The 12820-nt window shown below is 68.8% G+C and carries 14 protein-coding genes and 1 tRNA gene; 3 read left to right on the top strand and 12 right to left on the bottom strand.

What is annotated here, in order from left to right; translation table 11 throughout:
- Nucleotide 1 precedes the first annotated feature (1 nt).
- From EOV43_RS05525 to EOV43_RS15820, 9 genes are all read right to left on the bottom strand, one after another.
- The gene (locus EOV43_RS05525) at nucleotides 2-1729 is read right to left on the bottom strand and encodes an HK97 family phage prohead protease (protein ID WP_128220046.1); all 1728 of its coding nucleotides are present in this window, start codon (nucleotides 1727-1729) and stop codon (nucleotides 2-4) included.
- Nucleotides 1726-2940 (bottom strand): phage portal protein, encoded by a 1215-nt coding sequence (locus EOV43_RS05520; protein WP_128220045.1) that lies wholly within the window; start codon nucleotides 2938-2940, stop codon nucleotides 1726-1728. The genes EOV43_RS05525 and EOV43_RS05520 overlap by 4 nt, the downstream gene beginning before the upstream one ends.
- Before the next feature lie 66 nt (nucleotides 2941-3006).
- Entirely contained in the window at nucleotides 3007-4950 is a 1944-nt protein-coding gene (locus tag EOV43_RS05515; protein WP_128220044.1) for an HNH endonuclease, read from the bottom strand.
- A complete protein-coding gene (locus tag EOV43_RS05510; protein ID WP_128220043.1) occupies nucleotides 4947-5201 on the bottom strand; it encodes a hypothetical protein in 255 nt (84 codons plus the stop codon). The genes EOV43_RS05515 and EOV43_RS05510 overlap by 4 nt, the downstream gene beginning before the upstream one ends.
- On the bottom strand, nucleotides 5194-5601 hold the full coding sequence (locus EOV43_RS05505; RefSeq protein ID WP_128220042.1) for a hypothetical protein: 408 nt from the start codon (nucleotides 5599-5601) through the stop codon (nucleotides 5194-5196). Before EOV43_RS05505 ends, EOV43_RS05510 begins: the two co-directional genes overlap by 8 nt.
- A 403-nt stretch (nucleotides 5602-6004) precedes the next feature.
- The gene (locus tag EOV43_RS05500) at nucleotides 6005-6250 is read right to left on the bottom strand and encodes a hypothetical protein (RefSeq protein ID WP_128220041.1); all 246 of its coding nucleotides are present in this window, start codon (nucleotides 6248-6250) and stop codon (nucleotides 6005-6007) included.
- Nucleotides 6237-6371: a hypothetical protein gene (locus EOV43_RS15825; protein WP_277745792.1), complete on the bottom strand. Its 135-nt coding sequence runs from the start codon at nucleotides 6369-6371 to the stop codon at nucleotides 6237-6239. Before EOV43_RS15825 ends, EOV43_RS05500 begins: the two co-directional genes overlap by 14 nt.
- The gene (locus EOV43_RS05495; RefSeq protein ID WP_128220040.1) at nucleotides 6368-6547 is read right to left on the bottom strand and encodes a hypothetical protein; all 180 of its coding nucleotides are present in this window, start codon (nucleotides 6545-6547) and stop codon (nucleotides 6368-6370) included. The genes EOV43_RS15825 and EOV43_RS05495 overlap by 4 nt, the downstream gene beginning before the upstream one ends.
- An 11-nt stretch (nucleotides 6548-6558) precedes the next feature.
- Entirely contained in the window at nucleotides 6559-6690 is a 132-nt protein-coding gene (locus EOV43_RS15820; protein ID WP_277745791.1) for a hypothetical protein, read from the bottom strand.
- A gap of 123 nt (nucleotides 6691-6813) precedes the next feature.
- Between EOV43_RS15820 and EOV43_RS15945 the strand changes: the two genes are divergently transcribed.
- Entirely contained in the window at nucleotides 6814-7095 is a 282-nt protein-coding gene (locus EOV43_RS15945; protein WP_421905670.1) for a helix-turn-helix domain-containing protein, read from the top strand.
- On the opposite strand, the gene EOV43_RS05490 is transcribed toward EOV43_RS15945, so the two are convergent.
- Together EOV43_RS05490 and dnaG are read right to left on the bottom strand one after the other, a co-directional pair.
- Nucleotides 7057-7129 (bottom strand) — tRNA-Asn (locus EOV43_RS05490). The two genes, EOV43_RS15945 and EOV43_RS05490, sit on opposite strands and share 39 nt — an antisense overlap.
- Nucleotides 7130-7262: 133 nt before the next feature.
- Complete coding sequence (dnaG, locus tag EOV43_RS05485; protein WP_128220039.1) at nucleotides 7263-9176, bottom strand: DNA primase; 1914 nt, start codon at nucleotides 9174-9176, stop codon at nucleotides 7263-7265.
- 116 nt (nucleotides 9177-9292) lie between these two features.
- Here dnaG and EOV43_RS05480 point away from each other — a divergent pair, with 116 nt between their 5' ends.
- The gene (locus EOV43_RS05480; RefSeq protein WP_128220038.1) at nucleotides 9293-10339 is read left to right on the top strand and encodes a YihY/virulence factor BrkB family protein; all 1047 of its coding nucleotides are present in this window, start codon (nucleotides 9293-9295) and stop codon (nucleotides 10337-10339) included.
- 50 nt (nucleotides 10340-10389) lie between these two features.
- Nucleotides 10390-11538 carry an FAD-dependent oxidoreductase gene (locus EOV43_RS05475; protein ID WP_128220037.1) on the top strand — a complete coding sequence of 383 codons (1149 nt, stop codon included), beginning with the start codon at nucleotides 10390-10392 and terminating at the stop codon, nucleotides 11536-11538.
- Here the strand turns inward: EOV43_RS05475 and EOV43_RS05470 are convergent.
- Nucleotides 11509-12774, bottom strand: coding sequence for a deoxyguanosinetriphosphate triphosphohydrolase (locus tag EOV43_RS05470; RefSeq protein ID WP_128220036.1), 1266 nt, complete (start codon nucleotides 12772-12774; stop codon nucleotides 11509-11511). The genes EOV43_RS05475 and EOV43_RS05470 overlap by 30 nt on opposite strands.
- Nucleotides 12775-12820 lie beyond the last annotated feature (46 nt).

Here is a 12820-nt window from a genome sequence, read left to right as displayed (position 1 = left end):
ATCACGCCGTGGGGTCGTAGGAGATCTTGCGGAGACCGGTGACGTCGTACATGAGCCCGGCGAACCAGCCGAAGCAGCCGATGTCCCAGCCCTCGACGTCCTGGCCGAGCATGTCGAGCTCGGTGAGACCGGAGGCCCAGACGTGGACTGCGGCGGGGTCGGCGACGTAGGACAGCGACGCGCTGGCGCTGGTCGCGCCGAGGGTCGCGGTCGGGGTGAAGCGGTAACCGGCCACGTCGATGAACGAGTACTTGTCCCCCGCGATGCCGTCGCGGTTCTGCGGGTTGATGATCGGGTAGACCGGCTCACCGTCACCGTTCTCGACGAGCGCGAGGGTGGTGTAGAGGTCTTCGTGACCGAAGCCCTGGACGAAGCGGGACCCGTCGGCCTGGAACTGCAGCTTCAGCAGCCCCGTCTTGAGGGCCAGGCCGAGCGCCTTGCCGTCTGCGCCGGCTGTGATCGCCGCGGTGAGGGAGGTGATCGAGGCCGAGGCGGCGGAGATGATCGCGTGGGTCTTGGTCTCGAGCGCGATCCCGAAGGTGCGGTGGAACTCGTCGCGTGCCAGGGCGGAGGCGGTCGGGGTGCCTCGACCGGCTGCGACCTCGCGGGTGATGTGGACCTTGCCGGAGACTGCGGACGGGGTGACCGTGGTCCCCTTGGCGGTGGACACGTTGGTGGCCGTGGGTTCGACGCCCTCGACGTGGTTGGCGACGGTCGCGGTGGTGGCGACGCGGTCGAGCTTGGCGTAGTCGAAGGTCTGCGGTCCGTCGATGGAGCCCTTGCGGAAGAAGTCGAACAGCGGGCTCGACGGGGCCGGTGCCTGGCCCAGGAACATGTCGGGGCGGTGCTCGACGGGGTTCACTGCGGCGGTGTCGCTGGTGGTGGCGAAGGTGAGTCCGCCGCGGTCCTCGGCAGCGAACCGGATGACGCGGTCCTTCGCGGCCTGGTCGCCGAAGCGGGCGGCCTTGAACAGGTCCTCGGCGAAGTCGAACCCGGACGGGGCGCGCACGGAGCCCTCGAAGCGGTACATGGGCTCTTCGCGGACGGTGAGCCGCGATGCCGCGGAGCCGGCAGCGAAGGTGGCGACAGGGGTCTTGATCTTGCTGAGCGTCGCGATCTCACCGACGGTTTCCTCGACGGTTTCCTCGACCTGGTTGACGGTGGTCTCGAGCGTGGTGACCCGGTCCTCAACCGCCGTGAGGCGGTCCTCGACCGTGGCAGTGGTGGTTTCGTCCTCGTCCATGAGGTTCCTTCCGGAGGTGGTGCCCGACGCCGAGGCGGCGACGGAGCGGATCTGGGCGTTCTCGAAAGCGGGGATGGGGGTGGTAGAGGTCTCGATGACGACGCCGCGGGAGACCTCGTGGACGCCGTCGACGAGGTCGAAGTCGATGTCATCGGCGAGGCCGATGGACAGGCCGTCGATCGCGCCGATCTCGGCCAGAGACAGGACCTCGTCGCCGAGGCGGGTCTGGGCGACGCTGGCCGCCATGAGCAGCCCCTCGTCGGTGTCCTCGAACTTGACAACGCCGATGGTCTGGTCCCAGTCGTGGGCGTTGAGCAACTTGACCTTGTCCCAGGTCAAGGACCCACGCTTGAACCGGAACCGGCCGCGGCCGTTGTCGCCGATCTCGCCCCACGGGACCGCGAGACCGCGGATCGTGCGGGTCTCCCGGTTGACCTTGAAGGTGACCGCGGCAGGGTTGTCGAAGCGGTGTGTCTTGGGGATCACGACGCGGAAACCTCTTGGGCAGTGGTGGTCTTGGGCAGCGGGCCGAGGCCGCGCTCGGCGCGGATCTCGTCGCGGGTGACGATGTCGGCGTAGACCAGGGCGGCATCGGTGGTGGCCTGCGTGGCGTCGTCGGCGCGGGAGAACTCGCGGGTGTCGAAGCGGACGCTGTAGCCGGGCGGGGCGATGTCCTCCATGGAGAGGCGGTCCTCGATCGCGCGGCGGTACGGACCGAAGGTGAAGTCGAGCATCGCGCGGCGGCGGTCCTGCGCATTGAAGTACGTCCGCGAGGTGGTGGAGACGCCGAGGTCTTCGGCGTCAATCCCGGTGAGTCGGCCGATCTCGGCGATCGCTTCGGTACGCAGCTCGACGAGCTGCAGTTGCTTGGGGTCGAACCCGTTGGTCTGGTACTTCACGCCGCTAGGGATGAAAGCGGTTGAGCGAGCGCGGCGGGCAGCGGCCCAGGAGTCGAGGAATTCCTTGGCTTCCTCATCCGACTCGAAGGGGTCGACGTTGGGGTCGGTGGACTCGAAGTAGTCCTGCGGGGGCACGCCTGAGACGGCGTTGAGGCCCGCGGCGCTGATGAGTGAGAGAGCCCGGATCGCGCCGGCGCCAGCGTCGAGGATCGCGTCGTTCGGGGACTCAATCTCGATGACCTGTTCTTCGGGGACCCAGTCGGCATCCTTACCGGGCACGTTGACCCAGTACCCGCCCCGCAGGTCGTCGCGGGTGTAGGAGCCGGGCTTCATGCGGGTGACGTGTGCGGGGCGTCCGTGCCATGCCAGGTCGGTGACCCGGAGCCGAGCGAACTTCTCGAACAGCAGATCCTCGAGGACGTCGGCCCAGGTGTTGATCGGGGCCCGCTTGACCTCGGGCTGGAGCAGCAGCGTCCAGTCCGTTCGGTTGTAGGCCCTGGTGACGTCGGCGCCGGTCTCGTCGCGCATCACGAGCGGCGACTGTGCCAGCGAGCAGATCAGGTCACGTGCGCGCTTGATCGCCGGGGTGGCGATCGCTTCACGACGGGTGACCCGGCCGAACCCCGAGAGGTAGGTGATCGCGGCGTCGACCGTCGACACACCGTGGATGGGGTCGATGTGCGTACCCGAGAACACCGGCCCCGACTGCCTCTTGGGAGGAAGGGCAGCCGGGACCAATGCGGTCGGGTCGACACGGTGCCAAGTGCCCCACAGTCCCTGTGTCGCGTCGGTGTCCATGCGTCAAGACTGCGGGCGAAACACGCGCCCCGGACGCCGTTAAACTCACGCGGATTCGCAACGTTCCTAGGACGACGCAACAAGCACGCGCATCTTGGACTTCCGAGCGGGTCGGTTGCGCGCTGCCGAGGCTGCCCAGGCGGCTGCCTTGATCGCATCGGCGCGGGCGTGGGTGGCGAGTCGCGGGCCACCTGCACCGGGCACGGTGCGCTGGGCGAGGATCTGCCGAGTCAGGGCGTCCCCACCGGCGTGGGCCAGCTGCCCGTCTCGGAGCAGCTGCGCGATGTCGAGGACCCCGGCAATGGGAGTGGCGCGGACGGGGTCGAGCGGGAGGCCACGAAGTTCGACGTGGTCAGCGATGGATGCACCGACCGAGACCCGGCCCCGGTACCCGGAGGCGTCGACTGCCTCGCGGGCGGTCGCAAGGTCGGGACAGTCGACGACGTGGACCAGGGCGGCGCCGTCCTCGAGCGTCCAAGCCAGGGCAACCGAAACACCGGAGTCGAACCAGGACTCGACCGCGCAGCCGGTCGGGGTCGACGACGGCGCGGGCACGGTGAGCTCGTCCCACGCAGCCCGGTCCACGATCGCGGTGCCGCGCGCGAGCTTGGCAGCCTTGAGCGCCCACACGTTGAGGTACTGGGCACGGAAGCCCTCCATGGGGTCGGGGTCGTCGGCGTCGGGGTCGTCCTCACCGAGCAGTGCACGCTCGTACTTCGTGGCCAGCATCTTCTCGCGCTCGGCCGACCAGTGCGGGGACGCCTTGCGATGCACCTCAGGGTCGCCGGGGTCGTCCTGCGGGAGCGCGCCCCACCACAACAGAAGGGTGCGGCCGTCGTCGGATGCCAGGGCGGCGGAGATCTTGCCCTTGAGCAGAGACGTGGCCTTGCGGTGAGCGGTCGAGGTGATGTGCAGCTGCGACCAGAGCCGCTCCATGAGCGCGGGCTCAAGTCCCTCGGTGATCGCGGCAGGCTTGACATCCCACGCCTCGTCGACGACGCCGAGCCCAGCGTCGTACCCGTACACCGAGTCTTGTGCCTTGACGAGCCACCGAGACCCGTCCGCGCCCTCGATCTGCTCCTTGCCGTTCGCGGTGGTGACGGACTTGTCGCCCCAGCGGGCGCGGGCCCAGGGCCACGCGCCGCGCTGGATCTCGCGACAGATCGGGAGGTCGTTGCCACAGTGGACGACGGTCTGGATCTCGCCGATGAGGTCGGCGTGCGCCATGCGCCACAGCGCCATGACCCGGATGCGCACCGACTTGCCAGAGCGGCGCGGCGCGGTCTCGTCGACCTCTTCCCAGCACGGGGTGCCGTCGGCACGGTGCTCCATCTGACGGACGATCGCCAGGCGCTGCCACCACCGCAGATCGACCTTCACCGACTCCCGCGCCCACCGCACGATCTGGTGTCCGGGGTCGACGTGGGTGCAGCCGTCCCATCCGTAGGAGCACACAGCCTCGGGGTGAGGCGGCGTCATCGCCAGGGGCGGCGCCGCGTCGTCCGGCACCAGGGCGAATTCCTCGAGCCACGAGTACTCCCGCAGCCGGGCCGAGTCCCACACCAGATCCTGGCGGAGGATCAGCGGCTCACGCGTCTCGATCGACGGGGCTGCCTTGCTGGTGGCGGTAACTCGGGGTCGAGTGGTGGCGGGGAGAGAGAAAGGAAGGGGCGGCGACTGCCTGGGGGCGCGGGGCTCGGGAAAAAGTCCGCCGTCCGCGACGAGCTCGGCTGCGTCCGCGCGATCGACGCCGACCGCGACGAGCGCGGTGACCGCCGCGTTCTTCTGCACGACGGACTGCGACGACGAGTTCGAGCAGTCGCGGTGCTCGCGCTGCCAGTTGGTCGGCTGCCACATGAGTTCCGGGAACAGTGCTCGATCCTTGATGTGCCCCAGCACCCACCCCTGGGCGGGCTTGATGGGCCCCCCACACTTGCCACAGGTGGCCGGGAGGTGACCGAGTGCCCACTCCCGGGCCTCGGTCACCCTCCGGCCGGACCACTCGTTCACACGTCATCCCAGAAGTCGCTGATGACGCTGCCGGTCGGTGCGATCGCGGAGCACATGGCACGGCAGAGCGGGCCGTCGTGGGGCGTGCCCTTGGTGGTGACCGCGTATCCGGCGCGGTGACCGCCACCGATGTCGGTCCGGATCCTGACGATGCGGGAGCCGTGCCAGCGCCGAGGCGACTGGATACGCCCCACCGCGACGAGGACGGGGCTCCCGCTTTGGTAGTTAAGCGGGTTAGTGATCTCAGCCACGGTTGGTCACCTCACGAGCCACGTTGGACCACAGTCGCATCCCGGAGGACCCAGGGCGGAGCAGACCGGAGTAGACGCCCTTGCGGATCGCGTTGGACACCTCAGCGGCGGACGAGTCAGGAGCGACAGCGTCACGCAGCTCACGACGTGCCAGGGCGCGGCCGTGGTTGTACTCGGCGTACGCGCAGACACGGACCCAGAGCGGCAGGGAGCGGCACTGGTAGGAGTACTCGACCGCAGCAGCCTGGACACGGACGCAGGCGCCCTCGGTGTGCTCGACACCGCGGATCGTGCGAGTGGCGACGTCGTCCAGGCGTGCCCCGCGGCAGGCACAGAGCGGGATCAGTACGGGTGCCGTGCTGCGGGGTGTGGCGGTGGTGCTCAGTGTCGCGGTGGTCATCGGGTCCCCTCCGGTGAGGTGTGGTTGTGGTGATGTGACAGGCGGTGCTGCATAGGTATGCGGTGCTACGCGTGGATTCAGAGCAAGGGCGAAGATCGAGACCCCTTGGGCCCCGCGCCTCTGAGCCCCCCCAGAGTCCCCCCACTCAGAGTTCGCACCGCCGTTACGGGTCGCTGACGGACCCGACAAGCCCCAGAGGCTCGGGTTGGCAGTCAATGGCCGCCTCGACGCGTTCGAGACCTGGTCACTGACGACGCGGGCTGTAGCGCGTCGAGCATTTCCCTCGGGGGTCGATCTCTCAGCTCACGCTTCGACCCTGGTTCCGGTTCAGCCCCACAGAGTTGTGCCGCCCCCTACGGGCGCCCCGGTCGTGCGTCTCGTGCTCCACCGGGATTGGTGCATGTCAGCGGACTACCACCGCCGCTCTGCGCTCGGCAGGACTCCACTTGTGGTCGTTACCCCAGCGCTGCATGTGCAGCGGGTAGGGCAGCGAGCAGATGGTGCAGGAGCGGGTGTCTTTGGGCCCCGCGCTCTTCGGCGCGGGCAGCGCGACGTCGACGCCCTTGAGGACGTCGAGCAGCTGCGCTTCGGGCAGCGCCTTGAGGAGCGAGACCAGGGCAGCGGTCTGACGGGCTTCACGAGACGCCACGAGTCACCTCCGGGCCACAGGTCGGGTGGGTGTTGGTACGCGCGATCAGCGGCACCTGGTGGCGGCAGTAGCGGCACACCGGGCCGAGCATCTCGGGCGTGAAGTAGCGGACGTTGCTCACGAGCGGGCCACACATTCGGTGGTGCCGTCGCCCTCACAGGAAGCACAACGGTCGTCCAGGCACTCGGTGCAGTGGTCGTGGCCGCCCATGTCGTGCTTCCAGCCCTCGGGCATGAGCCCGGACGGACGGAGCACCGGTACACGGCAGAAGTCGCACTCGAAAGCGACGGAGGTCATGCGGCGACGGCTCACAGTGCCTCCACCACCCACAGGCCGGCCACACGGCGAACTGCCTGGCGAACGCCAGTCAGCGACTCCCTGTAGTAGGCCAGGCGCAGGGCAGATGCCCACGCCTTGCGGCCATCCGGTGCAGTACTCATGTGCGAAGCGTGACATACACAGACTGAATATCGCAATGTTTCAGCAAGACTCTTGCTGATTGACGCATCACAGACCGCTAAGCCGCCTAGGCAATCTCCCCCCAAAGTGCCTATGCTGAGTGCATGACTCAGCAAGTCGTTTCAATCTCAGCGGATACGCCGTCGCGTAAGATCGCGGCCGAGTTCCGGGCCCAGCTCGCGCGTCGAGGGCTCCGACAGGCCGACATCGGCGCCGCCCTGGGCAAGCCCCAGGCGTGGGTGTCTCGGCGGCTGAGTGCCACCGGCGATCACGTGTTCACCATCGAGGAAGTCCTCGAAATGGCGAACGTCCTCGGCCTACAGGCCGAGGACGTCCTCCGTACTGTGCTCCCCCGGTTGGACTCGAACCAACAACCCTCCGGTTAACAGCCGAATGCTCTGCCAGTTGAGCTACAGGGGAACGTCTCACCTCGTTTCCGAGGCCCGCTCTCGCGGCGACAGGTGAAACAATAGCAAGCCCTCGCGAACGGGCCAAACCGGGTGCCCCAGGAGCCCCTGCGGGCGATCAGGCACTGCCCAGATCTGCGCTCAGCTCACTGCGCGAAGCCCTTCGTGCGGAGCGCCCGACGACGCTGCTCGAGCGTCATCAGCTCGGCGAAGAGGCGGCCGTGCTCACCCGAGGGGTCGCTGGGGTCGCTGCGCTGGAGCCGGGACTTCAGGTCACCGACCCGTCGGTCCACCGAGAGCTCGAGCAAGCGGTAGAGGAAGGAACGCACGTAGGTGTCGGTCGGCTCACCGGCCGACCGGATGGGTTCCACCCCCAGCTCGGTGATCGCAGAGGCGACCACGGGGTGCGGGGCCGTCTGGGGCAGCTTGCTCACCCAGTAGGCGTCCTCGCGAGCGGCCAGCATGCCGCCCGCAGCCAGCACCGTCTCCCACACGGCCCGGTAGACCGGGTGCTGGAAGTCGGCCGGCGTCACCTGGTCGGCAGGGCGGTCCACGAGGTGGGTGTACTGCAGTACGAGTTTCAGGGTCTCGCGTTCGATCGCGAAGCGCGGATCGCGCAGGTGCGGCATCGGAGGCCGACGCGGTGTCTCCGGCTGGGCCGCCTGCTCGGCCTGGGCAGCACGCTCGGCACGACGTGCCTCCGGGCTCGGGGTGCGGCCCTTGTCCTCGGCGCCCCACTTCTCCGCGCGGCGGACCTGAGTCAGGGCGTCCTCGGGGTCGACCCCCACCAGCGAAGCGAGCTCACGGGCGAAGGCGTCGACCTTGGAGCGGTCACGGACACTGGAGACGAGTCGGGCCGCCTCCCGCAGCGCGTCGACCCGGCCGTCAGCCCGGTCGAGGTCGTGCTTGGACACGACGTTGCTCAGCACGAACCGGTACAGCGGCTGGCGGGAGTCGATCAGTTCGCGCACTGCCGCATCGCCCTGTTGAATTCGCAGGTCGCAGGGGTCCATGCCGCTCGCCTCGACCGCGACGTACGTCTGGGAGACGAAGTTCTGGTCACCCTGGAACGTGCGCAGCGCCGCCTTCTGGCCGGCTGCGTCGCCGTCGAAGGCGAAGATGACCTCGCCGTGGAACTTCTTGTCGTCACCGAGGAAACGGCGCAGGACGCGGGCGTGGTCGTCACCGAAAGCGGTTCCACAGGTCGCCACGGCCTGGGGGACGCCGGCCAGGTGGCAGGCCATGACGTCGGTGTAGCCCTCGACGATCACCGCGCGCGAGGACTTCGCGATGTCGCGACGGGCGAGGTCGAGGCCGTAGAGGACCTGCGACTTCTTGTAGATCGGGGTCTCGGAGGTGTTGAGGTACTTGGCCTCGATCCGGTCGTCGTCGAAGATCCGTCGCGCGCCGAAACCGACGGTGTCGCCGTTGGACTCACGGATCGGCCACAGCAGGCGCCCCCGGAACCGGTCGTAGAGCGAACGTCCCTGAGCCACGAGGCCAGAGACCGTCATCTCCTCGACACTGAATCCCTTCTGCGTGAGCAGACGGTGCAGGGCGTCGCCGTCGCGCGGCGCGAACCCGATGCCGAAGGTCTCCGCCGCGTCCTGGTCGAAGCCGCGGTCCGAGAGGAACTTACGAGCCGTCAGCGCGTCGGGCGTCAGGAGTTGGTCGGAGTAGAACTCCTGGGCGATCTTGTGCGCGTCGACGAGACGGCTGCGCTGCGGCCCCCGCGGACGCTGCGGCTCGTCACCTTCCTCGCGGCGGACCTGGACACCGAACTTGTCGGCCAGGTGCTCCACCGACTCGGAGAACGAGAGGCCGTCGATCTTCATCAGGAAGGAAATCGCGTCGCCGCCCTCCTGACAGCCGAAGCAGTGGAAGAAGCCCCGCGAGGGGGTCACGTGGAACGACGGTGAGCGTTCGTCATGGAAGGGACACAGCCCCTTCATCGATCCGCCCCCGGCCCGGCGCAGGGTCACGTACTCGGAGACGACCTCGTCAATGCGCGCCTTCTCCCGCACCTCTGCGATGTCTTCGTCACGGATGCGTCCAACCACGTCCGGAGTCTACGTCCACCCACCGCGGTGGACCGGACTCCGCGCGAAGGGTGTGGACAAGTCTCGGTGCACGTTGCATCGTGAACCCCAGTTCCCACTGCAAGCAGGAGTGACGCATGAGCGAAGTTCGGACGTCGAAGAAGTACGTCCTCAAGCGCACGTTGACCGAGTTCACCCGGCACCAGTGCACTGACCTCGCGGCGGCGTTGACGTACTACTCCGTGCTCGCGATCTTCCCCACCATCGTGGCCCTGGCCGCGCTGCTGGGCGTGGTGGGTCAGGCCGAGGAGTCGATCCAGTCGATCCTCGACCTGATCGACCCGCTGGTGAGCGACGACATGATGAACACCTTCGAACCGGTGATCCGGGACCTCGCGTCCTCGCGGGCCACGGGCGTCGCGCTCGTCGTCGGTCTGGGTGGTGCGTTGTGGTCGGCGTCCGCGTACGTGAACGGGTTCTCGCGCGCGATGAACCGGATCTATGAGGTCGAGGAGGGCCGACCGGTCTGGAAGCTGCGCCCGCAGATGCTGCTGGTGACCCTGGCGGCGGTGGTCGTGCTCGCCGCGGCGGCGCTGATGCTGGTGATCTCGGGGCCGCTGGCCGGACGGATCGGGGAGGTGCTGGGTCTGGGCGACACCGCGGTGACGGTGTGGAACATCGCCAAGTGGCCGGCCCTGGGACTGCTGGTGCTGTTCCTGGTGGCCCTGCTCTACTGGGCCACCCCGAACGTGCAGCAGCCGAAGTTCCGGTGGATCTCGCCGGGGACGGTGTTGACCTTGGTGACCGGACTGGTGGCGGCCGGCGGGTTCACGTTCTACGTCGCGAACTTCGGTTCCTACGACAAGACCTACGGGGCCCTGGCCGGTGTGATCGTGGCGTTGGTGTTCCTCTGGATCATGAACGTCGTGCTGCTCCTGGGCGCGCAGCTCGACACCGAGGTGCAGCGGATGCGTCAGATCGGCGACGGCATCGCCGCCGAGAGCCACGTCCAGTTGCCGTTGCGCGACGACACCGGCGTGCAGAAGGCGGCCCAGAAACGGCTCGACGCGGTCACTGAGGCGCGGGAGATGCGGGTCGAGAACGCCGAGGACCAGTTGGTCCCCGGGGAGGACATCTCCGCCGACGTCGAGTCGAGCGGCGCGAACACCCCCACGTCAGATTAAATTTTCACTTACATCGGGCATGTTCCGAGTCCCTCGCGCGTTGACGAGACGTGACGACGCACCACCTCTCCCCCGGCTCCGAGTTCCCCACCGCGACCGACGACGTTCCTGTCTGGGACGCCGTCGTGATCGGTGCCGGACAGGCCGGACTCTCCGCCGCCCACCACCTGCAGCGCCGGGGCGTGCGTGCCGTTGTCCTCGACGCCAACGAGGGCCCCGGCGGCGCGTGGCGGCACCGGTGGGACTCGCTGCTGATGAACGGCGTCCACGGCGTCTCCGACCTGCCCGACGCCCCCGCGCCGGAAGAGTCCACCGAGCAGGCCAACCAGGTGATCCCCGCATGGTTCGGCCGCTACGAACACGACCAGCACCTCGACGTCCGCCGACCGATCCGCGTCACGCGGGTCAGCGCCCTCTCTCCCGCCCCCGACTCGCTGCTGCGGGTCGAGACCGAGGGCGGAGCCGTCTTCCTCACCCGGACGTTGGTCAACGCCACCGGAACGTGGGACCGTCCGTTCGTCCCTCACGTCGCCGGCCGGGGGCTCTTCGGTGGCCGCGAGATGCACGCCGCCGACTACCGCGGAGCCGAGGAATTGCGCGGCCTCACTGTCGCCGTCGTCGGTGCAGGCGCCAGCGCTGTCCAGCTGATCGGCGAGATCGCACCCGTCACCACGACGCGCTGGTTCACCCGCCGCGAACCGCGCTGGGCCAACGGGTTCGACGGACTCGCCGCCGTCACCCGGGTGGAGGAACGTGTTCGCGCCGGCCTCCCTCCCGAGAGCGTCGTCAGCCTCACCGGCCTCACGCTGCGCCCCCAGGAGCAGGAAGCCGCAGCCCTCGGCGCCTACCGCCGGATCCCGATGTTCACCGCCCTCACCGAGCACGGCGTCGTGCTGCAGGACGGCACCGAACTCGACGTCGACGTGGTGCTGTGGGCCACCGGGTTCCGGCACGCCATCTCCCACCTCGCCCCGCTCAAGCTGCGCTCCGAGCACGGCGGGGTCGCCCTGCTGACCGGACCGTTCGGCCCGCAGTCCGCGACGACGGCAGCGACGGACCCCCGCATCCAGCTGGTCGGCTACGGGCCCAGTGCCAGCACCATCGGCGCCAACCGAGCCGGCATGGCTGCCGCGATCGCGGTGCGCAAGCACCTCGCGACGCTCGCCGCCTCAGCGTCCGGTCAGGACAGCGTGGCGTGAGACAGCGCTGGAGTCAGTCAACGACGCCACCTGGTCGATGACGACCCGCAACCGCGCTGCGTCGTCGTCGGCCTGACGGAAGTCGTCGGCGAAGTCGGGATCGAGCGCGTCCGGACCACGCTCCCCCATCACCACGACGAGGTCGTGGACGAGGTCGCGTTGGCGCTCCATCAGCGCCACCCGCTCGGCGGTGCTCATCACGTAGTGCGCAGCGATGCCCTTGAGCACCGCCATCTCCACCTCGATGCCCTCGGGCACCACCAGACGTGCCTCGTGCCGGACGAACGGACCGGGCCCCGAGGCGAACGTCGCCGCCTGGACCGCGCCGCAGAAACGCCCCACCAGGTCGCTGGTGAGGTTCTTCAACGACGCCAGCCCGCGTCGACTGCGGTCGTAGGGGCGAACCGGCCAGGAGTCCATCTGCGCGAAGTCGTCCAGCACCGCGTCGAGGCGGGCGTCCTCAGCACTGGGGAGGTACCAGGCACGGACCGAGTCGCGCACGGCGTCCCGGTCGAGGCGGGTCAGGTCGATCTTGCCGGCCACGATGCCGTCCTCGACGTCGTGCACCGAGTAGGCGACGTCGTCCGCGAGGTCCATCACCTGGGCCTCGAAGCACTTGCCACGCCCCTGCACCCCCTCGCGCATCCAGGTGAAGACAGCGAGGTCGTCCTCGTAGACCCCGAACTTGCGACCGGTGCGCGGCGTGCCGTCGCCGTGGACACCGCCGGGCGCCTCGGCCTCGCCGCGGCGCCACGGGTACTTGGTGCAGGCGTCGAGGGTGGCGCGGGTGAGGTTGAGCCCGACGCTGCGACCGTCCGCGTCGAACGTCTTGGACTCCAGACGCGTCAGCAGACGCAGGGTCTGGGCGTTGCCCTCGAAGCCACCGCAGGCTTCGGCGAGCTCGTCGAGGACTCGCTCACCGTTGTGACCGAACGGTGGGTGGCCGAGGTCGTGAGCCAACGCTGCGGTCTCAGCGATGTCCGGATGGCAGCCGACCGCACGAGCCACGTCGCGGGCCACCTGGGCGACCTCGAGACTGTGCGTGAGGCGGTTGCGGACGAAGTCGTCGGCCTGGGGGCCCATCACCTGCGTCTTCGCGGCAAGACGCCGCGTCGACGCCGCGTGGACCACGCGGGCACGGTCGCGTTCGAAGGCCAGGCGCACCGGAGCGTCGACCCGCTTGGGCGGCTCGGGAACCAGGCGGGCACGGGAACGTTCGTCGTAGAGATTCTCCATTGCCGGCCACGCTACCCCCGACCCCCGACAGGATCAGGGAGACGGC

This window comes from Nocardioides yefusunii (genome assembly GCF_004014875.1).
Lineage (GTDB): Bacteria > Actinomycetota > Actinomycetes > Propionibacteriales > Nocardioidaceae > Nocardioides > Nocardioides yefusunii.
This window is presented reverse-complemented; position numbering and strand designations above follow the sequence as displayed.